Below are 24,881 nucleotides of genomic sequence, written 5' to 3'. Positions count from 1 at the left end.
TGTTAGAAGTAGCCGGGAGCAATTTTGTATGTGCTTATAGCTGCTGCGCCGGCAGTGTCTTTTCCATTACTTCGGCATAGGTTTCTATTTCAGCCACAAAGGTAGGATCGTGGCAGGTAACCACGAGGGAACTGCCGGACTGCAGTGCGTAGTGGATGAGTTGGTGCATGAGCCAGCGGTCGGCAGCGGAAAGCAAGGTGTCTGGTTCGTCGAGCAGGACCACCTGTCGGTGCTGCCCGATCACGTGGGCAATTTGCGCAAGTCTCAGACGAGACGATGATAAATCGAGAGGATGATCTGCAGGATTAAGTCCCAACAGGTTGCGCAAGGTGTCATTGGGGACGAACTCCTCCACCGTTGGAAACACCGCCTGATCAAACGGCGATTGCAGAGCAAGAGCGGGTGGATTCGGGACTAATCCGGCGCCATCGAGCCCAGCAGCAGCCCGCAGGAGCGTGGTCTTGCCACTGCCATTATCGCCTCGCAGCCACGTAACCGCGCATTTCGCGATAGGGATTTCTACCGGTCCGACGTTGAAGGAAGTGCCACGGGGCTGAGAAAAGTGCCACCATCTCTTCTTTGCTGCACCCCTAGATGCCGTTAGCGGACCGATACTCCCCGTCCGGGGGCTTGCAGGAACCTGTGGTAAGTCGACGGCCGCTACGAGTGGGTCTGTTCCAATGATGTGCCCACCCAATTCTGGCCAGGAAGCACTAGAAATAGAAATGACGCAGGTTTCCGGCATTGCCTGCAAGAGCCGAACCACTTGCGTGCGCGAGTTTGCGTCTAGCCCGGCTGCAGGCTCGCACACAATCATGACCTTTGGCTCGCGAATGGCGACACTGGCAGCAGCAAGCCTGCGTGTTTGGCCACCGGATAGCTGTGTTGGATCATGTTCGCAGTAGTCAGACAGGCCCACAGCGCGAAGCATTCGCTCCCCGCGCCGCTGCATTTCAGGGGCAGGCACGCCGGCATTTTCGAGGCCTAAAACTACTTCTTCGATGCAGGTTTCCCGCAGGAAGCTAATCTGTGCTGAGGCATCCGTGCCGATAATGGCTTCGGTAGATAGCTGCTCGGCTAGGTGCACGGCAACGTCTTCGACGGCTGTGTCAGGTTCGACGAGTACTTGATAAATGGCCCCTGGGGTGGGCTTAATGCGGGCTAGATCCATGTTGCAATCACCACCGCAAAGCTAACTAGCGGAATGACTAGGCGTACGACGCGAGAGACTATGGAATCGGCAACAGGACGCAATATTGTGCGTTGCCCTTCTTGGTCGAATCCGACGGCAGCTAGGGCCTGGCCACGTTGGGTTCCTTGGGTAAGGAGGCGAGCGATAACGGGAATAATGACGCGCGAGATGGTATTGCGCCAGGTCACGGTGATGCCGGCGAGCTGGTTGGCTTCACGGACGCAACGCCATGCGTGCGCACCTTGGGGCAGGGTTTGTAGGGAGGCTCCGACGATATACGCGACCTTGTGGCCAGCGCGCGAAACTTGCAGCCACTTGGCGATATCAGCAATGCGCAGCACTGCCATGGCCGCGATAAAGCAGGCCATGAGGGCGCAGAACCGCAGGCTGAGGGTGGCGGCGAGCACCAGGCCGTCGCTTGTTACCAGTGGCAGCACTGGGTCATCACCGTAGGGGGCGTGAATGACCAGCATGGAAAGAGCCGCTGGGGCGCTTAGCGCCATAGTTGTCAAAATCACGGAGGCGTTGCGGGTAGCGGCAGTACCGCAGGCTAGGGCGAGAAGCACTACGCTTGCCGACGCCACCGGGTTATTCAGCGCCAAAGTAAGGATCCAGCCGCAGGCCGCGATGGTGACAACGGTGGCGGGATGAAGGCCCTGCATTAACGTGGCTGGAGAGATTCTCGGGTGCGCTGCGGCAATGCCTTGACCGCTGCCCAGACAATGAGGAAGACCAGTGCCTTATCCAGGGGATCCGAAATAAAGGACTGCAGCGTAACCGAGGCGATGAGGGAATTGCCCAGTTCTCGGAAGAGCGAAACAACTGCGCCCGTACCAAGACCTGCGGTACCGCCATAAACAAAGGCAGCCACTGGTGCGGCGAGCATGCCGGAAATGATGCCGATGATGGCGCCGCTGAGAATGACCCACCAGACCTTGGTAAAAGCGCCCTTCTTGATCACCAGTCCGGAGAGGAACCCCGTGGCGGCAGACACGGCGGCGAAGGGCAGAGCGGCAGGGTTCAACAGTCCCCATACGACGGAGGACAACGTACCAGTAGCCAATCCGGCGATGGGTCCCGCGAGCGCGGCTACCAGGATTGTTCCCACGGAATCGATATACAGCGGAACGCCGATAGAACCGATGATTTCGCCAACAACAATATTGAGCACTAGCGCCACCGGGATAATGGCGATGGTTCGCGCCGGTAGCGCCGGAACGGTGCCGGTGAGAAGGAGCCCGGCGCCGACGAGATAGCCGGCGAGCGTAATGAGCGCCTCTGTCGAGCCGGCGACAGATTCCCAATCAGTAGGACGCAGAAGAACCAGATAAATCCAGGTCGCGGCGACGATGAGCGCACCCGCGATGACTATCGCCTTGCGGGCGGGGGTGAGAGAAAGCTGTGACACAGTAAAAGTCCAAATCCATATACCGAAAAATGGGCAAGATAAGCGACGACCGCGGATGGTGCTGCTTTCCTATGTCACCTCGGAAAGCGAGCTCGCACGGCACGTGCGCCGCGGATAATAGTAGAGGCTCTGCGTGTTAAAAGCCACTAATGCGAAGCCAATAGCGTCAATCCCCGCTCGCATTCGTGGTGTGCGGCCTCTATATCTGCGCTTGTTACCAAACGCGCGTTGTGGGCGCGGCCCCAATGGTTGCGCAAATCCGCAACGCTCGTGCCACGCAGCAGTGGCGATTCCGCCTCGACGTCCACGGTGGTTTCTGTCGCTTCATAAGGGATGCGCCCCAGGGCAATCATGCAGGTCAAGAGGTCGTGGATTTGAGCTTGATATCCCTCCCCTTGTGCCTGGTGGAATTCAAAATAAAAACGCAGCACGTCCGGCAGGATTTGTGCCGTGGGGTGCTCCCCCAACAATTCCAGGACATCGTCTAGGCGCTGCGGGGTGATGAGAAACTGTTCCGTTACTTCGAGGGAACACAGCGTGGTGAGAACGCGAGGGGCGGTTGAATGAAAATGTTGGGCGGCGGCGTGTGGATCCACCCAAAAGTTCCACTCGGCAGTTGGCGTGGTGTTTCCGCGGTAATTGACCGCGCCGCCCATGATGGTGATGGCGCCGAAGCGCGCGGCAGCTTCGCTATGGGTTGCTTCGAATGCAGCAAGGTTAGTGACCGGCCCGGAAACGATCAGCTGCAGATCGTCGTGGGTGGCTAATGCTTCTTCCCATACCTGCTGCCAATCGCGCTGTTGCAGCCTGGCGGTGGCAGCGGGGGCATGTGCGTAGCCCAGCCCCGTTGGGCCATGGGTCTCAGGGGTGGTGGTGAGATCTACCTTGAGGGGTTGGGGTAGGCCGGGGGCTACGGGGACGTCGGCAAGCGAGCACAGGTCCAGAATCCAGCGGGCATTAGCCGCGGTCTGGTGAGCCTCGACGTTGCCTGCCGTGGTGGTAACCCCCACCAGCTCAATCTCACCGGCATGATGCAGACCCGCCAAGTACATGAGGGCGAGGCAATCATCGATGCCGGGATCGCAATCAATGAGTACAGCTGGTGGCTTAGTAGTCATAATGCCAGCCAGTCTAGCGACTTACTTGATAGAGCTCACCGGATTGTCGCCATCAACGAAGGCAAGCGGGGAATCCGGCAGGTTGTCGCGGCCAAGGGCCTCGACGATGACGTCCGCAACCAGCTCGCGGGAAGAAGTCAGAGACTCCTTCAGCTTCTTATCCTCAATCTGCTCAATGCCCTTGGCTGGTTCCTCGGTCAGCATCGCTGGCTTGAGGATGAGGTGCGGGTAGCTTGCCTGTACAAGGCGGTTGTCTACTTCCTTCTTAGACTCCACGTAGGCATACCACTTCTCATCGGCAGGATCCGTGGTGGCTACCTGGGAGCCGACATAGGAGATCATCACATAGGCAGGCACATTCTTGCCCTCCTGCTGCAACTTATCCATCGCGTCGAGGGTAGCGAGGGCACCATCGCGGTCAACGGCCCAGGTGAGGTCTGCCCCACCTCGGCCGCCATTGCCGGCGCCCCAGACTACAGCGTCATAAGCGGCGAAAAGATCTGCCCACTGATCCACGGTTTGTTCAGTAATATCCGCCATAACCGGGGTCGCGCCGAGCTTTTCAATCTCGGCCTTCTGCTCTGGATTGCGGATGAGGGAGTCGACCTCGTGGCCGGCGTCAACCAGCTTAGGGGCGGTCAGCAGTCCGACCTTGCCGTGTCCACCGATGTACAGAATCTTCTTCTTATCAGTCATGCCTCCCCACCGTAACAACGGCGCGGCCGGCGTGCAGACGCCCTCACCTATCTGGCACGCACAAACCACCGCGGCGTGCCCGGCAAGCAGATAGACTTGTCTGCATGTATGCCATTATGACCGTCACCGGCGCCGATAGCACCGGCATCATCGCCGCGGTGACCACTACCCTTGCAGAACTCGATATCAACGTCATCGACGTCTCCCAGACGCTCATGGGCGGATACTTCACCATGATCCTGCGCGTCGAATTCGATGCGGACAAGGTCTCCATCCAGACCATCAAGGAGCGCATGCGCCCCGTGGCGGAGGAAAAGCACCAGTCCATCCGCATTCAGTCCGAAGACCTCTTCACCGCCATGAACGAGATTTAGAATGAGTACGCGTTTTAATACCACCAATATCTTGGACACCATCGAGATGATTGAGAACTATCGTCTCGATATCCGCACCGTGACCATGGGCATCTCCCTCCTCGGATGCACCCGCTCCACCATGGAGGCTACCTGCCAGGCCATCTATGACCGCGTCACCCAGCAGGCAGGGCGCCTCGTCGAGGTGTGCGAAGGCATCGAGGGCGAGCTCGGTATCCCCATCGTCAATAAGCGCATCTCCGTAACCCCCATCTCGTTGGTGGTGGCCGGCGTAGAGGGAAACCCCGTTGATGCAGCGAAGGCGCTGGATAAGGCAGCCAAGGAGGTTGGCGTCAACTTCGTGGGCGGCTATTCCGCCCTAGTAGAAAAGGGCGCCACGACCGCGGAGCAAAAACTCATCAGCTCCATTCCGGAAGCGCTGGCTACAACGGACGTTGTGTGTTCCTCCGTAAACATCGCCAGCTCCCGCGCCGGCATCAACATGGATGCGGCGAAGAAAATGGGCGAGGTCATCAAGGAAGCGGCCGAGCTCACTAAGGATGATTCCGCCATAGCATGCGCCAAGCTGGTGGTCTTTGCTAACTCCGTGGGAGATAATCCTTTTATGGCCGGCGCCTTCCACGGCATTGAGGAACCCGATTGTGTGGTCTCCGTGGGCGTTTCTGGCCCGGGTGTGGTCGACCGTGCCTTGGGCTCGCTCGAGGGGGCCAGCTTAGACCAGGTTGCAGAAGAGGTGAAGAAGGCTGCTTTCAAGATCACACGCGCCGGGCAGCTGGTGGGCACCATGGCCTCGGAGCGCCTGGGCGTTCCTTTCGGCATCATCGACCTTTCGCTTGCCCCGACCGCCGAGTTGGGCGATTCGGTTGCGCACATCTTGGAGCACATGGGCTTAGACCAGGTGGGTACCCACGGCACTACTGCAGCCTTGGCTCTGCTTAACGACGCCGTTAAGAAGGGCGGCATGATGGCTTGTTCCCGCGTGGGCGGGTTGTCTGGTTCCTTCATCCCAGTTTCCGAAGACAAAGGCATGATCGACGCGGTCAAGTCCGGCTCCATTTCCATGGACAAGCTGGAGGCCATGACCGCTATTTGCTCGGTTGGCTTCGACATGATTGCCTTGCCGGGCGATACCTCGGCCGCGACGATCTCGGGCATGATCGCCGATGAGGCCGCCATTGGCGTGATGAACCATAAAACCACCGCGGTGCGCGTCATTCCGGTACCTGGCGCCCAGGTAGGCGACGAGGTCAGCTTTGGTGGGCTTCTCGGCTACGCCCCCGTCATCCCGGTCAATCAAGTGGGCAATGCGCAGTTCATTAACCGCGGCGGCTTCATTCCGGCCCCGGTGCATGGATTCCGCAACTAGCGCCAGCGAGAACCGCGCCGCGGTCTAGTCCGCGGCGTGCTCCTCGCCCGGCTTATCGGATTCCGCCCACGCAGCTAGGTTGGCCTGGAAGTGCTGGTAGGAAGCCTCCAACTGTTTCAGCTCCACCTCGCCGCCTACTTGGCGGCGAGCATCGGAGTAGATGGCCTGGGCGGCGTCGTCAAGCACGCGCCGGCGTTCCGCCGTGCGAAGAAGGGCAACGACCTTAGCGAGGTTATCCAGCATGCTGAGGTAAATCTCCGCATTATCGGCCGCATCGCGCCGAATCTGTGCAAACATCGCATCGACGATTTCGGCATAGCTAAAGGTCTGATAATCCAGCCGAAACTCGCCGCCCACATGCACAATGCCCTGCGGAAGCCGCTTATCCCCAATCACCGTAAGAATCTGGGTAAAGCGGTCAATGATGTCAATTACCGTAAATGGGTCATTAACGCCGGTGCTCAAAGCGCGGGCGGCAATCTCAGCAAGGTGACGGGCGGTAAAGCGTGGATCGTGGGCGGAGGCGTTTTCGCGGTGCTGCGTAAGCACGATATGACGTTCTATATCTTCCGGCAAACGTGGCACGCCGTGGGCAATGACCTCGCCTTCCAATACGAGGTCTCCCGGTGCCACGCCGAGGTGCACCGCGCAATTCTCCCGCGCCGCAGCCTGCGCGATGGCGTCATAATCCACGAATTTGAGATAGCCAGTCTCACTACTGCGGCGCTTTTCCGCGTTCGTGTAGAACTCTGGCCCCGGCGCTTTTACTTTCTCCTCCTCCTCACCGCGGCGGATGAGCCGGCGCATGTGCTCTTCTACGTCTTGGGCAACCACGTGCACCACGTGGGACATGCTGATGGATTGCGCAATATGCACGATGAAGTAGATGAGGAAGACAACGCAGGCGATGGCCAGCAGCACCGTTACGGCTACATTGAGGGAAGGAACATATTCTTCTTCCCCACCGCCGCCGGTACGGACCGCGCGCAGGGACAAGAGCGCAAAAATAAAGGTTGCCAGGTAGATCGCCAACGTGGATTGAATGGAGCGATCCTTTAAAAACTCATGCAGCAACCGCGGGCCCATCACCGTGACGACACCGGATAGCGCGGTCAGCGTGATGAAAAAGACGGTGCCGGCCAAGGATAATGACGAGGTTGCTACCGCGCTTAAAATCCCTTGCGCGCTATCGGCACTGCCGTCATAAAAGGGCGTGGCCGACACATTAAAATTGCTACCCACCGCAATGAGCAATTCCGCACCGACTGCGGCGAGGGCCACCGCCACGGCGGGGATGAGCCAAAACTTTTCCCGCCAGGCGGGCATCCTCTCCAGCAGCGTTTTCATAAATCCCTAAGCTAGCTCCACGATCTCCATATAGTCATCGGACCACAGGTCCTCATCACCATCGGGCATGATGATCACGCGTTCCGGATCCAGTGCCTTAACCGCACCCGGATCGTGCGTCACCAGCACCACAGCGCCCGTATACGTTTTCAGTGCATCAAGCACCTGCTCGCGCGAAATCGGATCCAGGTTATTGGTCGGCTCGTCTAGCAGCAGGACGTTCGCGCGACTGGAGACCAAGGCGGCCAGTGCAAGGCGTGTCTTCTCGCCGCCGGAGAGGGTACCCGCCGGTTGCTCAAGCTTCTCGCCGGAAAACATAAAGGCACCAAGCAGGCTGCGCAACTCCTGCTGATCCGCATCCGGGCAGGCATCGATGGTGTTTTGCCACACGGACTTATCCGGGTCGATGGTGTCATGCTCCTGCGCGAAGTAGCCGATACGCAGGCCGTGGCCGCTGACGATGCCACCTTCACCATCGGTGCGTTCCACACCGGCCAGCAATTTCAACAGGGTGGTCTTACCTGCACCGTTGTAGCCGAGAACAACCACCCTAGAACCTTTGTCGATAGCGAGGTCTACGCCCACGAAAACCTCCAGCGAGCCGTACATCTTGGTCAGGCCCTTGGCATTCATTGGCGTCTTGCCGCACGGCGCCGGCTCGGGGAACTTAATATTGGCCACCTTATCGGCCACGCGGACTTCATCGAGCTCGCTCATCATGCGTTCAGCACGGTGGAGCATCTGCTTTGCCGCAGCGGCCTTGGTTGCTTTGGCGCCCAGCTTGGCTGCCTGCTTTTGCAGTGCAGACGCCTTCTTTTCCGCATTGGCGCGCTCTCGGCGGCGCCGCGCTTCATCGGTAGCACGGGCATCGAGGTACTTCTTATAGCCCATGTTGTACACATCGGCCTCGCCGCGGACCGCGTCAAGGAACCACACCTTGTTGCACACGGCCTCCAGCAGCTCAACGTCGTGAGAAATCATAATGAGCCCGCCCTCATGCTTGGACAGGAATTGGCGCAGCCACGTAATAGAGTCCGCATCCAAGTGGTTAGTCGGCTCATCCAGGAGCAGGGTGGTCTGGGACTTGCCAGAGCCTTCGGTAGCGGCAAAGAGGATCTGCGCCAGCTCCACACGGCGGCGCTGGCCACCCGAGAGAGTCTTGAGCTGCTGATCTAGGACACGCTGTGGCAGGCCCAAATTGTCGCAAATCTGCGCACACTCGGAATCAGCCTCATAGCCGCCGAGCGACTCGAATTGCTCCTCTAAGCGGGAATACTTACGGATAGCCTTATCCCGGAACTTATCGTCTGTGGCCGATTCCATGAGCTCTTGTTGCTTGGCCATGCGGCGCTTAAGATCATCCAGACCGCGTGCGGAAAGAACGCGCTCGCGCGCCGTTTGCTCGATATTTCCCTCGCGGGAATCCTGGGGCAAATAACCAATGGGACCCGAGCGAGTCACAGAACCACCATAAGGCTCCGTCTCCCCTGCCAAAATGCGCATGGTCGTCGTCTTGCCCGCGCCGTTGCGGCCGATGAGGCCGATTCGGTCGCCAGGCTGCACGCGCAGGTGCTGCCCGGGGGCGTCGAGAAGCGTGCGCGCTCCTACCCTGACTTCGAAATCATTGGTTACAATCACGAAGAAATAGTCTAGCAATTGACGCGGCCAACGCTAAGACGCACTAACGCCCCCACCAGCCACTTCCCGAATCCGAGAAATGCGCTGTTGGGGGCGTGTGATTAATACGCGATTTTAAACCGCGAAGCCAAGTGCCTGAAGCTGCTCGCGGCCCTCCTCAGTAATCATCTGCGGACCCCATGGCGGCATCCATACCCAGTTGATACGGACGGCATCGGCCAGCTTATTGGCCTTAACGATGTCTTCCACCTGCTCTGCAATGACATCGGTCAGCGGGCACGCCGGCGAGGTCAGCGTCATATTGATCATGACGATCTCCTTGCCATTGTCCTCTTCAAACCAAAGATCATAGACAAGGCCCAGGTCAACGACGTTAATGCCGAGCTCGGGGTCAATGACATCACGCATGAATTCGGTGACATCAAAGGCCTTAGAGATCTGCTCTTCAGTCTGCTCCGGGCGCTCGCCGCTGCCGGAGAATGAAGAGCTCTCGTTCTGATAAGGATCTACGGGTTCGGTCATCTAGTTCTCCACTTCAGTTAGTGCATCTGCGGATGCAGCCTGGAAGGCCTTCCATCCGAGGAGGGCACACTTGACGCGCGCTGGGTACTGGGACACGCCGGCGAAGGCAACACCGTCACCGATGAGGTCTTCATCGCCCTCTTCTTGTCCACGCGAGGTAATCATCTTTTCGAACTCGGCCAGCTTCTCATTGGCTTCCGCAAGCGGCAGTCCAACGATCTCTTCAGCCATAACCGAGGTAGAAGCTTGCGAAATGGAGCAACCTTCCGCGTCATAGGAGACGTCCTCGACGGTCTTACCGTCGTCGGAAAGGCGCACGCGCAGGGTGAGCTCATCGCCGCAGGACGGGTTCACGTGGTGAACCTCGGCCTGATATGGCTCCCTCAGGCCGGCGTGTTGGGGGTTCTTATAGTGATCCAGGATGACGTCCTGGTACATGGAATCTAAGTTCATGAGGCAACTCCAAAGAATTCGCGGGCAGCCTTGATTGCGTCCACCAGCTTATCTACTTCTTCCTCGGTGTTATAAAGGTAGAAGCTAGCGCGGGCGGTGGACTGTGCGTCGCAGGCACGGTGCAGTGGCCACGCACAGTGGTGGCCAACGCGAATGGACACACCGTGGTCATCGAGGACCTGGCCCAAGTCGTGCGGGTGAACGCCCTCCACAGTGAAGGAAATGGCGCCACCGCGATTTTCGGTGGTCTCTGGACCGATGATGCGCAGACCAGGGATTTCCTTGAGCTGGCGCAATGCGCGCTCGGTGAGCTTCTTTTCGTGCGCGTGGATATTGTCCATGCCCACTTCTTCCAAGAACTTCACCGCTGCGCCAAGGCCAACCACCTGGCTGGTCATCTGCGTGCCCGCCTCAAAACGCGTCGGCGGCTCGGCAAAGGTGGTCTCTTCCATCTTGACGATCTCAATCATGGAGCCACCGGTCAGGAAGGGCGGCAGCTTCTTGAGCAGGTCATCCTTGCCGTACAGCACGCCCACGCCGCTGGGGCCACACATCTTATGGCCGGAGAAGGCTGCGAAATCCACGTCCAAGTCGTGGAAATCCACCGCCATATGTGGCACCGACTGGCAGGCGTCAAGGACAACCATGGCGTCCACCGCGCGGGCGCGGCGCACCAGTTCATCCACGTCCGCCACGGCACCCGTGACATTGGATTGGTGAGTAAACGCAACTACCTTGACGGAATCATCGAGCTCGAGCGAATCGAGATCGATACGGCCGTCTTCGGTCATGGAATACCACTTCAACGTAGCGCCGGTGCGAGCGCACAGCTCCTGCCACGGCACCAAATTGGCGTGGTGCTCCAATTCGGTGATGACAACGGTATCGCCCTCACCCACGTAGAGGTCCCCCGCGCGCTCGTCGCTCAGCGCATAGGCAACTTCGTTCAGGGCCTCAGTGGCGTTTTTGGTAAAGGCGATTTCGTCGCGGTCCGCGCCCACAAATGCGGCGATAGCTTGACGCGCGGACTCGTAGGCATCATCGGCCTCTTCTGCCAGTTGATAGGAACCGCGGTGTACAGGGGCGTTCGTGTGCAGCACAAACTCCTCTTCCGCCTTCCATACCGGCAGCGGGCGCTGGGAGGTAGCACCCGAATCCAGGTACACCAGTGGCTTATCGCCACGCACTGTGCGCTGGAGAATCGGGAACTGTTCCCTAATTGCGTTTACATCAAATCCAGACATGAATCTTCTTTGGATAGTCGCGGTTGACCGGCCGAGGGTCGGTCCTTACTTGAGGAACTGGTCGTAGCCGTCAGACTCGAGCTGGTCTGCCAATTCAGCGCCACCGGTCTTGATGACGTGGCCGTCAGCGAAGACGTGGACGAAGTCCGGCTTCACATAGTTCAGGATGCGCTTGTAGTGGGTAATCATCAAGATGCCACCATTGGTTTCCTTCTGGTAGCTATTGATGCCGTCAGACACGATGCGCAGGGCGTCAACGTCTAGGCCGGAGTCAGTCTCATCCATGACTGCGAACTTCGGCTTCAGGATATCCAGCTGCATAACCTCGTGGCGCTTCTTTTCGCCGCCGGAGAAGCCTTCGTTGACGGAGCGGGAGATGAAGGACTTATCAATCTTCAGGTTCTCGCGGGCCTGGGTAAGCTCCTTGTTCCATTCGCGCAGCTTCGGTGCCTCGCCGCGAATGGAGGTGACTGCGGAGCGCATGAACTGGGAGACCTTTACGCCCGGTACCTCAGTTGGGTACTGCATCGCCAAGAAAAGGCCGGCGCGAGCGCGCTCATCGACGGGCATCTCCAGCAGATTTTCGCCGTCGAGAAGCACCTCGCCCTCGGTGACCTCATACTTTGGGTGGCCGGCGATGGTGTAGGACAAGGTGGACTTGCCTGAACCATTCGGACCCATGATGGCGTGGATCTCGCCGGAGTTGATGGTCAGGTTAACGCCCTTGAGGATTTCCTTCGGCTCGCCGCCTTCTTCCGTCGGCAGCACCTGGGCGTGGAGGTTCTTAATTTCCAGAGTAGACATAATGTGTGTGGTTTTCCTTCTATGAAAGCTTTAGGCGGAGATCTTTTCCAGTTCTTCGGAAATGCGGTTTTCCAATTCCTCGGACAGGGACTGCACCGGGATGCGGTGGATGACCTCATTGAAGAAGCCACGGATGATGAGGCGGCGGGCTTCAGCCTCTGGAATGCCGCGAGACATCAGGTAGAACAACTCGATGTCATCGAAGCGACCAACGGTGGCCGCGTGGCCTGCGCCGGTAATTTCACCGGTCTCAATCTCCAAGTTAGGGATTGCGTCCGCGCGAGCGCCTTCAGTCAGAATCAGGTTGTTGTTGGTTTCGTAGGTATCGGTGCCCTGTGCATTGGAGCGGATAAGGACATCGCCCACCCAGCAGGTGCGGGCCTCATTGTCCTTGGTGCCCTGCAGTGCGCCCTTGTACAGGACGTGGGAGCGGCAATTAGGGACAGAGTGATCTACCAACATGCGGTTTTCAAAGTACTGGCCTTCGTCAGCGAAGTAGACGCCCAGCAGCTCTGCGTCGCCGCCCTGCTCGGTGAAGTTCACGCGAGGCACGATACGTACCACCTCGCCGCCAAAGATGGCGGAGTTGTGGCGCAGCACGGAATCGCGGCCGAGCTGTGCCACGTGGTTAGACAGGTGTACGGCATCGTCTTCCCAATCAACGTCAACAACGACGGTCAGGTGAGCACCATCGCCCACGATAAACTCGACGTTATCCGCGTGGGTGCCAGAGCCGACGTACTTCAAGATGACGGTAGCTTCCGCGTGGTGGCCTACCTCGATGGAGGTAGCGCCAAAGGAAGTTACGCCCTCGCCCTTGCCGGTGTAGGTAATGACCACGGGCTCTTCCACCTGAGCCTCGGCGTCAATGGTGACAACCTGGCCTTCAGGCATAGAAGTCCACGCCTGTGCCGCAACGCGGTCAGACGGGGTACCAACGCGGCCCAAGCGCTCGTCATCGCGAGCGACGGTCTCGGAGCTTACACCTGGATGTTCGCTCACGGTGACGTCCTGTGCCACTGCCTCAGCGAACTCGCCATTGTGCAGTCCACGGAGCTTGCGCAGGGAGACAAAGCGCCACACCTCATCGCGGCCGTGCGGCACCGGGAAGTCCTCCACGTTGGTGGAGGTAAAGACATCACCCTTGGTGATCTTATCCGGGTTGAATTCGTTCGAAGCGACCATTTTCTTTAGCCGACCGATCCTTCCATTTGCAGTTCGATGAGGCGGTTGAGCTCGAGGGCGTACTCCATCGGCAGCTCCTTAGCAATCGGCTCAACGAAGCCACGCACGATCATCGCCATTGCTTCTTCTTCCGCAATACCGCGGGACATCAGGTAGAACAGCTGCTCCTCAGAAACCTGGGAAACAGTTGCCTCATGGCCCAGTGTGACGTGGTCATTGCGGATGTCGTTATACGGGTATGTATCCGAACGCGAGATATTGTCCACCAGCAACGCATCGCACTCGACGTTAGAGGTGGAATGGTGCGCGTTCTGATTAACCTGCACCAAGCCGCGGTACGCGGCGCGGCCGCCGGCACGGGCAACCGACTTAGACACGATATTGGAAGAGGTGTGCGGAGCCATGTGAGTCATCTTGGCACCCGTGTCCTGGAACTGGTTCTCACCAGCAAAGGCAACGGAGAGAACCTCGCCCTTGGCGTAAGGACCGGTCATCCATACGGCCGGGTACTTCATGGTGACCTTGGAGCCAATGTTGCCGTCGACCCATTCCATGGTGCCGCCTTCTTCTACCTTGGTGCGCTTGGTCACCAAGTTGTAGACGTTGCTGGACCAGTTCTGAATGGTGGTGTAGCGGCAGCGGCCGCCCTTCTTCACGATGATCTCCACTACTGCGGAGTGCAGCGAATCAGACTTGTAGATAGGAGCGGTGCAGCCCTCGACGTAGTGCACATATGCGTCCTCGTCGACGATGATGAGGGTGCGCTCGAACTGGCCCATATTTTCCGTGTTGATGCGGAAGTAAGCCTGCAGAGGAATATCTACGTGCACGCCCTTGGGCACGTAGATAAAGGAGCCACCGGACCACACTGCTGAGTTCAGCGCAGAAAACTTATTGTCGCCGGCTGGAATAACGGTGCCGAAGTACTCCTTGAAGAGCTCAGGGTAGTCACGCAGTGCGGTATCAGTATCCACGAAGATGACGCCCTGGCTCTCCAGGTCCTCACGGATCTGGTGGTAGACAACCTCGGACTCGTACTGGGCTGCCACGCCGGCAACGAGGCGCTGCTTCTCTGCCTCTGGAATGCCCAACTTATCGTAGGTGGCCTTGATGTCGTCCGGGAGGTCTTCCCAGGTCTGGGCCTGCTCTTCAGTGGACTTCACGTAGTACTTAATCTGGTCGAAGTCGATGCCAGACAGATCCGCACCCCAGGTGGGAACGGGCTTCTTATCAAAGATGTTGAGGGCCTTCAGGCGCTGGTTAAGCATCCATTCTGGCTCGCCCTTCTTGGCGGAAATATCGCGTACTACATCTTCGTTCAAGCCGCGGCGAGCAGAAGCACCAGCCGCGTCCGAGTCGTGCCAGCCGTACTCATATGCACCAATGGAATCAATGATTTCATCATCGGTCATCTTGTTCTCGGGTGCCGATTGTGCCTGGGTCATGACTCGCTCCTTTCAGTATTTGTATTAACGGGTGTCAAGGGGATGTTCGTGGTACAGATCCCGTGGCCGCCAGCAATGGAGGCCAAAGGCTGTACGTGTTTGCCTAATAGAGCAGAAAAGACTTCTTGTTCCGCCTCACACAGCTCTGGATGCTCGGCCGCCACGTGGGAGACCGGACAATGATGCTGGCAGATTTGCACTCCCTGACCAGCGCGGTCCACCGTGGCGGCGTACCCGTGCTCGTCCAAAACCTCGGCCAGCTTACGGGCCACATCCTCTACAGATTCGCCCTCTTCTATCAAGGGACGCACATCTGCAACGAGTCGCTCGAAGCGGACTTTGGCAAAGCGCTTAACAGCCTCAGACCCGCCGACGTCGCGGAGCGCCGTCAAGGCATCAGAGGCCAAATCATCGTAGGCGTGGCCGAATTGCGCTCGACCACGATCAGTGAGGCGGAAGTGTTTGGCTGGTCGCCCGCGACCAGACCCGCTGCCCGTTGAGCCGCGAGTAACTGGGCGGCGGCGCACAACCTCCGTCAGTTCCTCTTCCACCAAATTGTCTAAGTGCCGGCGAATTCCGGCAGCAGAAAGGCCAAGGCGTTCACCCAAGTGGGAAGCGGTAACGGGCCCGTCCTTCAGCAGCAACAGCATCACCTGCCGGCGGGTATCACCATCCGTAGTGCGGGATTCCTTAGCCGCCTTGTAGGTAGTTTCTACACGCTCAGGTGCACTCATGCCGGGACCTCCCTTCGCGCTTCGGTCACTTACAGTCGCCCTGCAACCGACTCCCGTAGTTCCGAGAGTCGCGCCGCAGTCCAACTGCGCCTCCTTTATTAGACAACACTAGTGTTCCTTAATTCATTCCAGAATGCCACCATTGGCCATTCTTCGGCGTGGCACGGGGGTGGCCAACTCCCCTCATCGCCACGACTGGCGGCGCTGCCCACGCTAAAAGAGCGCCCCTGCTGGGGTTGAGACGGAGGATTCGCGTAAGGTCTTATCCCATGACAGGCAAATTCCGCGGCTTTCTTTCCGGCGTCAAGGCCGAGCTGCCGCAGCTGGGCACCGCTGGTTCTCGGTCTGCGCGACTGCACGCCGAGGACACCGGAGCCGCAGAACCTGATTCTCGTTTTGATTTTGTCCCCGCCAATGCGGATGGTCTAAAGCGCACCACCACCGCACAATGGCGGACATTTTTTATCCTGCGCTGGGTAGGCACAGTGGGTTCTCTGCTTATCGCCTTCGGCGCGTTAGGTGCCGGCGCTCTCCCAGTAGTGGGAAACCCCTATGACAACGTGCCCTTCGGCTCCCTCATGTCTCGCATGCTGCAGACCTCTTCTGCCATAGTCATGGTGGGAGTAGGCCTGTTGGTGGCCGCCTGGGTTTTCCTTGCCCCTTTTGTAGGCACGCCGCTGCGCCAACCCCAAGAAGGTGCCCTCACACCAGCGCGCGCCCGCCGGCTCGTGACCATACACCAGCTGTGGCGCACGTGGGCCGGTTGGGTCCTCCCGCTGATTTTTACTGCCCCGCTCTTTACCCAAGACATCTACTCCTATTTGGCCAACGGTTCCATCGTTATGCAGGGCATGGATCCGTATTCTGCAGGACCGGTGCAATTGCTTGGCGCGGGTGATGAACTCGCCCGATCCGTACCGTTTATCTGGGCCAACTCCCCTTCCCCCTATGGCCCCGTAGCGCTCGGGCTCGCTGGAGTGGTGAGCGCAGTTACCTCAAATTCCATCCTTCTAGGAGTTATCGCCCACCGCCTCCTATCCATCGCCGGCATCATGGTTGCTGGGTGGGCAATTAGCTGTCTCGCGCGACGCTGCCGGGTATCTCCAGAATCTGCGCTGTGGCTCGGCATTCTCAACCCACTCACTATCTTGCACCTGGTGGGCGGAATCCATAATGAGTCCATCATGCTGGGCCTGCTCTTGGTAGGCATGGAGCTGGGCCTGAGGGGCGTCGACAAGCTAGAAGAGTCCACGCGCAGTGCCTACCTAGCACTAATTGCTTCTGGATTTTGTCTGTCCTGCGCCGGAATGGTCAAGGTTACCGGCTTTATCGGAATGGGCTTTGTGGGGATGGCGTATGCCCGCCACCTGATAGACAAGGACGGCGCATCACGCTGGAAAGCCTTGGCCTATGCCATTGCCCTGCAGCTAGTTATCTTAATCGCAAGCATTGCCCTTATTAGCGCCTTGACCGGCATTGGCCTGGGGTGGATCACGGGACAAGGCGGGGCGGCCTCCATCCGCTCGTGGCTTTCGACCTCCACCGCCGTAGGCGTGGGTACCGGCTTCATTGGAATGCTGCTGGGCCTAGGTGACCACACCGAAGCGATTCTCACCGTTACCCGTACCTTTGGCGTGCTGGTGGCAGTAGCTTTCATGGCCCGCATGCTCTTTGCAACGTTGCGCGGCCGCATCCACCCTGTGGGAGGACTCGGCACCGCCTCCTTAGTGCTGGTTATCTTCTTTCCCGTCGTCCATCCGTGGTACATCCTGTGGGCGGTACTGCCTTTGGCCGCATGGGCCAACCGGCTTATTTTCCGTTTCTGCGTCGTGGCTTATTCGGCAGCTATGAGCTTCTTTGTGCTGCCACGCGGCCTCGGGTTGCCGCCCAGCACCATCATCGTCATCTATGTGTCAGCTGCCTGCACGTTTGCCGTCATTGCCGCCCTGTGGTGGGTTGCAGTGCGGCGCAGCGGAATCCGTGTCCTAAACTAATCCCACGTGAATTCCATTTCAGCCGATCGCCCAGCCCTCACCATGGACAACGTGGTGAAAAAATATGGCTCCACCACCGCCGTTAATGGTCTGAGCCTTAGCGTTACCGCAGGTGAGATCTTTTGCCTCCTTGGTCCCAATGGCGCTGGAAAGTCCACGACGATTGAGATGTCAGAGGGTTTTATCCACCCCACCAGCGGCACTATCGACGTTCTGGGACTAGACCCGAGTTCCGCACCGGACAAGGTGCGCGAAAAGGTCGGCATCATGTTGCAGGGTGGTGGTTCCTACTCCGGCATTCGCGTTTTGGAAATGCTAGAACTTTCCGCTAGCTACAGCGCCCATCCCCTCTCCCCGCACTGGCTACTGGAAACGCTCGGGCTTGAAGGAGTAGCCCGCACCCCCTATCGCAGACTCTCCGGCGGGCAGCAGCAACGGCTTTCCCTTGCCCTAGCAATTATCGGTCGGCCCGAGCTAGTTTTTCTCGATGAGCCCACCGCCGGCATGGATGCGCAATCCCGTTTGGCGGTGTGGGACCTTGTTCGAGCCCTAAGGCGCGATGGCGTCACCATCGTTCTTACCACCCACCTTATGGATGAGGCGGAGTCACTAGCGGACCGAGTGGCCATCATGGATCATGGCCAGCTAGTAGCCCACGGCACCCCCGCGGAACTTACCTCGCAGTCGGACTCGGCAGGCCTTAGTTTCAGCACCGATATCGATGTTGATGTGGAGGCTTTGGCTGAGGCTGGAATTCGGGCGACCAAATCCCGGCCGCTGCATTACCGCTTGACCCAAGCCGGCACGCCCGAGACCATCGCTACGCTTACCGCCGAACTTGCCCGCCAAGGAGTCCTGCTGCGGCGCCTAGACGCGGCTCACCGCAACTTGGAGGAGGTCTTCCTTGACCTTACCGGCCGCCATTTGCGCAGCTAGCTGCACCCTCCGCCAGGACCGAATTCAACAAACTGCGTTGCGGAAAGAAGCCACCACATGAGCACTACCTTTAACACTGGAACCTTTACCCCGGCCCCCAAACGGGCCAGCGCCGGCGCCATGTTGCTCGCGCAAGGAAAGATGGAAGCAAAACTCATGCTGCGCCACGGCGAACAGCAATTGTTGAGCGTCATCATACCGCTGGCCTTGCTCATTGGCGCGGCCCACCTGGAGTCGCTCACCGGACATGGCTTGCACGAGGTATTTCCCATGGTGCTTGCAGTAGCGGCCACCTCCGCAGGCTTTACCGGTCAGGCCATTTCACTTGCCTTTGACCGGCGCTACGGGGCCCTTAAACGCACCGGCGCGTCCGGTGTGCCAGCATGGGCCATTATTGGCGGCAAGATCCTCGGCGTGCTCACCATGGTGGTATTCCAAATCCTCGTCTTGGGCATAGCTGCCTATATCCTGGGTCTCCGTATCAGCCCGGGCGGGGTGCTGCTCATGATCCTTTCGCTATTTTTTGGCGTTGCGGCTTTTACCGCCATGGGGCTGCTACTCGGCGGAACCCTCAGCTCTGAGGTGGTACTCGCACTGGCCAACCTCATCTGGTTCCTGCTCCTCGGCGTAGTCGGGTGGACCCTCTACTCCCAGGGACTGGGCGATAATGGCATCCTCAACGCAGTGCCGACTGTCGCCCTAGCAGGCGCGCTTACCGACGCCTCAAATTCCGCCTTCCCCAGCCTCGAGCTCCTATCCTTGTTGGCGTGGCTTGCGGTGACGTCGTTCGCTGCGGTCCGTTGGTTCCGCTTCGATGGCTAAATGTGACTTTTGTCCGGTTCCTTTCGAAACGAGAGGAATTTTTATGCCCAAAATCTTCCGACTAGTAGGATGCTATGCGTGAATTACTGGACGAAGATCAAGCGCTTCTTTAAGGAAGCCGCCCCTACACTGCAACAGCAGCGCCTCATCGCGCTCATCCTTCTCTTGTGCCAGGGTGGCATCACCGTGTCTGGTTCCATTGTCCGCGTGACCGGCTCGGGATTGGGCTGTCCCACCTGGCCGGAATGCCAACCAGGCTCCCTTGTCCCTATGGAAGGCGCTGCGCCTGCTCTCCACCAGGCCATCGAGTTTGGTAACCGCCTGCTTACTTTCGTCGTAACCGCAGCGGCTGTCGCCGCCGTCATTGCCATGCGCATGGCGCGTCGCCGCGCAGAGCTCAAGGTATACGCCTGGCTCAACGTCGCCGGCATCGTCCTGCAGGCGATCATCGGCGGTATCTCTGTCCACCTAGACCTACGCTGGTGGTCGGTGGCACTGCACTTCCTGCCTTCCATGCTCTTGGTATGGCTAGCGGCAATGCTCTATTCCCGCATTTTGGAACCCGATGACGGAACGCCACGCGCTCGCTTCCCTCGGGCGATTCGCCTCCTTGCAGCGGTCGCTACCGTTGCCCTGAGCATTGTGCTGATCACCGGCACGATGGTTACCGGTTCGGGCGTTCACTCTGGCGATTCCGGGGTGGGAATGGAAGGCCGCCTGCAGGTAGATACCGAAGCCATGGCTGTCACCCACGCCATGTGCATGTACGTCTACCTGACGCTAACGGTTATTACCGTCTTCCTGCTTTATAAGAACCGCGCACCTCAAGACGCGAAGAAGGCTGGCTGGGTCCTCGTTGTATGCATCCTCATTCAGTGGGCAGTAGGCGTTTACCAGTTCTACATGAGCATTCCGCGCTGGACTGTCCCCTTCCATATTGGCCTCTCCTCCTTCGTCACCGCGTATACCGCCCTCCTGTGGGCGCACGGTGTACGCCGCACCGACGGCACCGCGGATCTCATCACCGGCTCTCCCAGCGGCGATGAGAAGTACGCGGCGCGCCAAGCATCACTCGAACAAGAGCTCGCGACCGCTTAACCCGTAATACTCCCAGCCGGCCGAAGTACTGCACTCGGCCGGCTTTTTGCGCTAGCCTGACCATATGCACGCAATTCAGGTCACAGAAACCGGCGGACCAGAAGTACTTCGCTATACCGAAGTTCCCGCCCCCACCCCTAATGACGATGAGGTATTGGTGGACGTCATCATGGCTGGCGTCAACTACATCGATACCTATTATCGTGAGGGTATCTATAACGCGGCCACCCCGTTCATTCCCGGATTCGAAGGCACCGGACGCGTTGTCCACGACCCCAAGGGGGAAATTGCCGAGGGCACAATGGTGGCCTGGAACCAGGCTTTTGGCTCCTACGCTGAGCAGGTCTGCGTCCCACGCGAGGCGCTAGTAGCGGTCCCGGATGATTTCCAGCCAGAAGTCGCTGCCTCTATGCTGCTGCAAGGCATTACCGCACACTATTTGGCGCATGGCGTTTATCAACTGGGTGAAGGCGCTTCCTGCCTGATTACCGCCGGCGCCGGCGGTGTAGGCCAGATCCTCACTCAAATGGCATCATCGCTCGGCGCTACCGTCTATACGGTGGTCTCCACGGACGAAAAGGAAGATCTCTCTTACGCAGCCGGTGCGAATAAGGTATTCCGTTATGGCGATGGACTCGCCGAGCAGGTCCGTCGCTACAACGGTGATAAGGGAGTCGACGTGGTTTATGACGGCGTCGGCAAGGCTACCTTCCAAGAGTCGCTCGAAGCAGTACGCCCCCGTGGCACCGTCGCGCTCTTCGGCGCCGCCTCTGGCCCAGTTGAGCCTATCGACCCGCAGCTGCTGAACAAGCATGGGTCTATCTTCCTCACCCGGCCTTCCATCGGCGCATGGACAGCCCAAGAAGGCGAGTTCCAAATGCGTGCCCAGGCGGTCGTCCAAGCTGTTATCGATGGCGATCTGAGCTTCAACGTCACGGCCTCCTACCCACTGGAAGATGCCGCTGCGGCCCACCGCGATCTCCAAGAGCGCAAGACTACCGGTTCCATCGTGTTGCGCGTCCAAGCTGGCGATAAAGCCTAAACCCACCCACAAACGCCAAAAGCGCGGGAAAAGCAGCTGTGCTTTCTCCCGCGCTTTCGCTTTATCCTTGGGTAATTGGGCGCAGTTAGAATAACGTGGCCGACCAGCCGAGCATCCGGCCTAGTGGCTCCCAGCCCAATACTGCGTCGATGGACAGCCCAATAAAGAGCACCGAGAGGTAGTTATTGGAGTAAATGAACAGGCGCATCGGCTTCACCTTGGCGCCGTTCTTGACTCCCTTGTGCAGGCGGATAGCCATCCACAGGAATACACCGCCGGAAGCAAGTGCTGCGACCAAGTAAATCCACGATGCAGCGGGGACGATAAGTAGGGTCACGATAACCGTGCCCACGGTATACCACACGATCTGTCGAGTGACTTCCTTCTCATCAGCCACTACGGGCAGCATCGGCACGCCGGCCTTGCGGTAGTCTTCCTTGTACTTCATGGCCAGCGCCCACGTGTGTGGCGGAGTCCAAAAGAAGATGATGAGGAAGAGCACGATTGCCTGCCACCATCGGTCAGGCTCTCCAGCAGGAGCGTTATCCCGGATAACCGCCCAGCCGACCATCGCGGGCATGCAGCCGGCCAAGCCGCCCCAGACGATATTTTGAGCATTGCGCATCTTCAAAAACTTGGTGTAGACGAAGACGTAGAAGAAGTTCGTCAAAACCACGAAAAAGGCCGCTAGCCAGGAATGGGCAAGGACGCCCAACCACAGCACGGAGATAATCAGCATTACCCAGGCGAAAATTGCTGCGTTCCGCTTGGAAATCGTGGCCCTTACCAGCGGGCGGGCCCTCGTGCGCTGCATTTTTTGATCCAGCTCGTAGTCCACGACGTTATTAAACGTGTGGGCGGCAGCAGCACCCATCCAACCGCCGAAAATGGTCGACACGATAAGCCAGATATTGTCTGAAACGGCCTCCACGCCGCGTTGTGCTTGGAGCATCGCCGGGATTGCGGCCACGAGGAGGAGTTCAATGATCCTCGGTTTCGTTAGCGCAAAATAGGCCTTGATGGTCTCCAAGGGATTCCTCCACTATCTGAACGTTGGTGAACTGTGCCCCGCACACTCCCTGCGCGCGGTCACCCATAGCGGTCGCACAGGCCCGTGAAAAAGTTCCAGTTCTCTCACTCACAATTTTCGGCGCAAGGGCGAAAGACTACAAGCCTACGGCCGCTAGATTCAGTGCGCGCTCTAGCGCCCACGCGCACTCCACTTAGCCATGCCAGCATACCGTTTATGCCGAGCTTTCTATAATTGCGCACCGCCGGTTAAAAAATTACTAGACTGAATAAAGTTAAGTACTTTTTGCCTAGACGTAAGCGAGGCTTTCCTGTGTCGAAAGATAAGTTGTCCCCAGAACTCCAAACTATGGTCGAGCGCCGTTATCCGGAGGATTGGTCGGAGTTTGACACCCGCGCCGTCGACACCGTGCGAGTACTAGCCGCAGATGCTGTACAAAAATGCGGTTCCGGCCACCCCGGCACCGCTATGTCCCTCGCGCCCCTCGCCTACACCTTGTACCAGCGTGTCATTAACCATGATCCCGCCGATGTGCACTGGGCCGGCCGCGACCGCTTCGTTCTGTCAGTTGGCCACTCTTCCCTCACCCAGTACATCCAGCTTTACCTGGGCGGCTTTGGCTTGGAAATGGACGATCTCAAGCAGCTGCGCACGTGGGGATCGCGCACGCCTGGCCACCCTGAGGTGCACCACACCGATGGCGTGGAAATCACCACCGGACCGCTTGGCCAAGGCCTTGCTTCCTCCGTGGGCATGGCAATGGCGGCACGGAAGGAGCGCGGCCTTTTCGATCCTAAGGCACCGGCCGGCGAGTCTCCCTTCGACCACTACGTCTACACCATTGCTTCCGATGGTGACCTACAGGAGGGCGTTACCGCCGAGGCCTCTTCCCTGGCGGGTACGCAAAAGCTCGGCAACTTGATTGTCTTCTGGGACGATAACCGCATCTCTATTGAGGACGATACGAATATTGCTTTCAACGAAGACGTGGTAGCCCGCTACGAGGCCTACGGCTGGCACGTCCAAACGGTCGAATCCGGCGAAGACGTCGTAGCCATTGAGGAGGCTGTCAAGGCCGCTCAGGCAGAGACCGAGCGCCCGTCCTTCATCCGCGTGAAGACCGTCATCGGCTACCCGGCCCCGAATAAGATGAATACCGGCGGCGTTCATGGCGCTGCGCTGGGCGATGACGAAGTAGCTGCCACCAAGGAGGTCTTGGGCTTCGATCCGGAGCGCAGCTTTCATATCGACGACCAGGTCATCGAACATACCCGCAAGCTGCGCGAGCGCGGCGCCGAGAAGCACGCCGCGTGGCAGAAGAAGTTCAACGAATGGGCTGCAGCCAATCCGGAGAACAAGGCACTCTTTGACCGCATGCAGGCGCGCGAATTACCGCAAGGTTTCGACGCTGAATTGCCGGTGTGGGAACCGGGTGAATCTTTGGCCACCCGCAAAGCTTCTGAAGCCACCATCCAGGCATTGGCCGCTTCCCTTCCTGAGATGTGGGGTGGCTCTGCTGACCTTGCCGGCTCCAATAACACCGTGATTAAGGGCGCGGACTCCTTCGGCCCCGCAGCCATTACCACCGATATGTGGTCGGCTCAGCCGTTTGGCCGCAACCTCCACTTCGGCATTCGCGAGCACGCGATGTCTGCGATCATGAACGGTATTGCTCTGCATGGCAATACCCGCGTTTATGGCGGCACCTTCCTTATCTTTTCCGAGTACCAGTACCCCGCTGTGCGCCTGGGCTCGTTGATGTCTACCGATACCTACTATGTCTGGACCCACGACTCCATCGGCTTGGGCGAGGACGGCCCGACCCACCAGCCGGTAGAGACTCTTTCTGCCCTGCGCGCTATCCCGAACCTATCCGTTATTCGCCCGGCCGATGCCAACGAAACCGCTCAGGCCTGGGCCGCAGCTCTCGAGTACAAGGCTGCGCCTAAGGGCCTGGCACTGAGCCGCCAGGGACTGCCGGTACTGGAAGGCACCAAGGAAAAGGCTCATGATGGCGTGCGCCGTGGCGCTTATGTTCTGGTGGAAGAATCCAAGGAAACACCAGACGTGATCCTCCTCGCTACCGGCTCTGAGGTGCAGCTTGCTGTCGCCGCCGCTAAGGAACTGGAGGCCGCCGGAACAGCCACCCGCGTTGTCTCCGCACCGTGCCTTGAGTGGTTTGATGAGCAGGATGACGCATACCGCGAGTCCGTGCTTCCTAGCGAAGTGCAGGCCCGCGTTTCCATCGAAGCCGGCATCGCTATGCCGTGGCACAAGTACACCGGTTCTTTCGGCCGGACCATTTCCATCGAGCACTACGGCGCCTCTGCTCCTGCGGGCGAACTCTTTGAGAAATTTGGCTTCACCACTGCAGCGGTTGTTGAAGCGGCAAAGGAATCGCTCGCGGCCGTAAAAAAGTAGACCTCCAGGACT

At 58.8% G+C, this 24,881-nt stretch carries 23 protein-coding genes; 8 read left to right on the top strand and 15 right to left on the bottom strand.

What is annotated here, in order from left to right; genetic code table 11:
* Window positions 1-34 precede the first annotated feature (34 nt).
* From QP941_RS02885 to QP941_RS02865, 5 genes are all read right to left on the bottom strand, one after another.
* Window positions 35-1,171 carry an ATP-binding cassette domain-containing protein gene (locus tag QP941_RS02885; protein WP_284867930.1) on the bottom strand — a complete coding sequence of 379 codons (1,137 nt, stop codon included), beginning with the start codon at window positions 1,169-1,171 and terminating at the stop codon, window positions 35-37.
* Window positions 1,162-1,854 carry an energy-coupling factor transporter transmembrane component T family protein gene (locus QP941_RS02880; protein WP_284867929.1) on the bottom strand — a complete coding sequence of 231 codons (693 nt, stop codon included), beginning with the start codon at window positions 1,852-1,854 and terminating at the stop codon, window positions 1,162-1,164. The genes QP941_RS02885 and QP941_RS02880 overlap by 10 nt, the downstream gene beginning before the upstream one ends.
* Window positions 1,854-2,600: an ECF transporter S component gene (locus QP941_RS02875; protein WP_284766500.1), complete on the bottom strand. Its 747-nt coding sequence runs from the start codon at window positions 2,598-2,600 to the stop codon at window positions 1,854-1,856. Before QP941_RS02875 ends, QP941_RS02880 begins: the two co-directional genes overlap by 1 nt.
* Window positions 2,601-2,746: 146 nt before the next feature.
* A complete protein-coding gene (locus QP941_RS02870; protein ID WP_284867928.1) occupies window positions 2,747-3,718 on the bottom strand; it encodes a nucleoside hydrolase in 972 nt (323 codons plus the stop codon).
* A gap of 21 nt (window positions 3,719-3,739) precedes the next feature.
* The gene (locus tag QP941_RS02865; protein WP_284867927.1) at window positions 3,740-4,414 is read right to left on the bottom strand and encodes an NAD(P)H-binding protein; all 675 of its coding nucleotides are present in this window, start codon (window positions 4,412-4,414) and stop codon (window positions 3,740-3,742) included.
* 104 nt (window positions 4,415-4,518) lie between these two features.
* On the opposite strand from QP941_RS02865, the gene QP941_RS02860 reads away from it, so the two are divergent.
* Both QP941_RS02860 and QP941_RS02855 read left to right on the top strand, forming a co-directional pair.
* Window positions 4,519-4,788 carry an ACT domain-containing protein gene (locus QP941_RS02860; protein ID WP_179386521.1) on the top strand — a complete coding sequence of 90 codons (270 nt, stop codon included), beginning with the start codon at window positions 4,519-4,521 and terminating at the stop codon, window positions 4,786-4,788.
* Window position 4,789: 1 nt separating this feature from the next.
* Complete coding sequence (locus QP941_RS02855; RefSeq protein ID WP_284766504.1) at window positions 4,790-6,154, top strand: PFL family protein; 1,365 nt, start codon at window positions 4,790-4,792, stop codon at window positions 6,152-6,154.
* Between the two features lie 24 nt (window positions 6,155-6,178).
* On the opposite strand, the gene QP941_RS02850 is transcribed toward QP941_RS02855, so the two are convergent.
* From QP941_RS02850 to QP941_RS02810, 9 genes are all read right to left on the bottom strand, one after another.
* Window positions 6,179-7,501: a DUF2254 domain-containing protein gene (locus QP941_RS02850; protein ID WP_284867926.1), complete on the bottom strand. Its 1,323-nt coding sequence runs from the start codon at window positions 7,499-7,501 to the stop codon at window positions 6,179-6,181.
* A gap of 6 nt (window positions 7,502-7,507) precedes the next feature.
* Window positions 7,508-9,139, bottom strand: coding sequence for an ABC-F family ATP-binding cassette domain-containing protein (locus QP941_RS02845; protein WP_239277722.1), 1,632 nt, complete (start codon window positions 9,137-9,139; stop codon window positions 7,508-7,510).
* Window positions 9,140-9,253: 114 nt separating this feature from the next.
* Window positions 9,254-9,661 (bottom strand): metal-sulfur cluster assembly factor, encoded by a 408-nt coding sequence (locus QP941_RS02840; protein WP_239235298.1) that lies wholly within the window; start codon window positions 9,659-9,661, stop codon window positions 9,254-9,256.
* Window positions 9,662-10,114: a Fe-S cluster assembly sulfur transfer protein SufU gene (gene sufU / locus QP941_RS02835; protein ID WP_005324831.1), complete on the bottom strand. Its 453-nt coding sequence runs from the start codon at window positions 10,112-10,114 to the stop codon at window positions 9,662-9,664. It abuts the gene before it with no gap.
* The gene (locus QP941_RS02830) at window positions 10,111-11,358 is read right to left on the bottom strand and encodes a cysteine desulfurase (RefSeq protein ID WP_284867925.1); all 1,248 of its coding nucleotides are present in this window, start codon (window positions 11,356-11,358) and stop codon (window positions 10,111-10,113) included. Before QP941_RS02830 ends, sufU begins: the two co-directional genes overlap by 4 nt.
* 45 nt (window positions 11,359-11,403) lie before the next feature.
* Complete coding sequence (sufC, locus tag QP941_RS02825) at window positions 11,404-12,162, bottom strand: Fe-S cluster assembly ATPase SufC (protein ID WP_284766507.1); 759 nt, start codon at window positions 12,160-12,162, stop codon at window positions 11,404-11,406.
* Window positions 12,163-12,192: 30 nt separating this feature from the next.
* A complete protein-coding gene (gene sufD, locus QP941_RS02820; protein WP_005328395.1) occupies window positions 12,193-13,347 on the bottom strand; it encodes a Fe-S cluster assembly protein SufD in 1,155 nt (384 codons plus the stop codon).
* A 5-nt stretch (window positions 13,348-13,352) separates the two neighbouring features.
* A complete protein-coding gene (sufB, locus tag QP941_RS02815) occupies window positions 13,353-14,792 on the bottom strand; it encodes a Fe-S cluster assembly protein SufB (RefSeq protein WP_005324837.1) in 1,440 nt (479 codons plus the stop codon).
* Entirely contained in the window at window positions 14,789-15,526 is a 738-nt protein-coding gene (locus QP941_RS02810) for a helix-turn-helix transcriptional regulator (RefSeq protein WP_284867923.1), read from the bottom strand. The genes sufB and QP941_RS02810 overlap by 4 nt, the downstream gene beginning before the upstream one ends.
* Before the next feature lie 269 nt (window positions 15,527-15,795).
* On the opposite strand from QP941_RS02810, the gene mptB reads away from it, so the two are divergent.
* The 5 genes from mptB to QP941_RS02785 all read left to right on the top strand — a co-directional run bounded on the left by mptB (window position 15,796) and on the right by QP941_RS02785 (window position 21,418).
* The gene (gene mptB, locus QP941_RS02805) at window positions 15,796-17,520 is read left to right on the top strand and encodes a polyprenol phosphomannose-dependent alpha 1,6 mannosyltransferase MptB (RefSeq protein ID WP_284867922.1); all 1,725 of its coding nucleotides are present in this window, start codon (window positions 15,796-15,798) and stop codon (window positions 17,518-17,520) included.
* 6 nt (window positions 17,521-17,526) lie between these two features.
* Window positions 17,527-18,456: an ABC transporter ATP-binding protein gene (locus QP941_RS02800; protein ID WP_284814743.1), complete on the top strand. Its 930-nt coding sequence runs from the start codon at window positions 17,527-17,529 to the stop codon at window positions 18,454-18,456.
* Between the two features lie 57 nt (window positions 18,457-18,513).
* Window positions 18,514-19,278, top strand: a complete 765-nt coding sequence (locus tag QP941_RS02795) for an ABC transporter permease (protein ID WP_284814741.1) — start codon at window positions 18,514-18,516, stop codon at window positions 19,276-19,278.
* A gap of 69 nt (window positions 19,279-19,347) precedes the next feature.
* A complete protein-coding gene (locus QP941_RS02790) occupies window positions 19,348-20,376 on the top strand; it encodes a COX15/CtaA family protein (protein ID WP_284766512.1) in 1,029 nt (342 codons plus the stop codon).
* A gap of 64 nt (window positions 20,377-20,440) precedes the next feature.
* On the top strand, window positions 20,441-21,418 hold the full coding sequence (locus QP941_RS02785) for a quinone oxidoreductase family protein (RefSeq protein WP_284867921.1): 978 nt from the start codon (window positions 20,441-20,443) through the stop codon (window positions 21,416-21,418).
* A gap of 85 nt (window positions 21,419-21,503) precedes the next feature.
* Here the strand turns inward: QP941_RS02785 and QP941_RS02780 are convergent, their stop codons facing one another.
* On the bottom strand, window positions 21,504-22,448 hold the full coding sequence (locus tag QP941_RS02780) for a heme o synthase (RefSeq protein WP_284867920.1): 945 nt from the start codon (window positions 22,446-22,448) through the stop codon (window positions 21,504-21,506).
* Window positions 22,449-22,796: 348 nt separating this feature from the next.
* On the opposite strand from QP941_RS02780, the gene tkt reads away from it, so the two are divergent.
* Window positions 22,797-24,869 carry a transketolase gene (gene tkt / locus QP941_RS02775; protein ID WP_284868004.1) on the top strand — a complete coding sequence of 691 codons (2,073 nt, stop codon included), beginning with the start codon at window positions 22,797-22,799 and terminating at the stop codon, window positions 24,867-24,869.
* The last annotated feature ends 12 nt before the right edge of the window (window positions 24,870-24,881 follow it).

The sequence above is a fragment of the Corynebacterium sp. MSK150 genome, from assembly GCF_030229215.1.
In the GTDB taxonomy this organism is placed as follows: Bacteria; Actinomycetota; Actinomycetes; order Mycobacteriales; family Mycobacteriaceae; genus Corynebacterium.
This window is presented reverse-complemented; position numbering and strand designations above follow the sequence as displayed.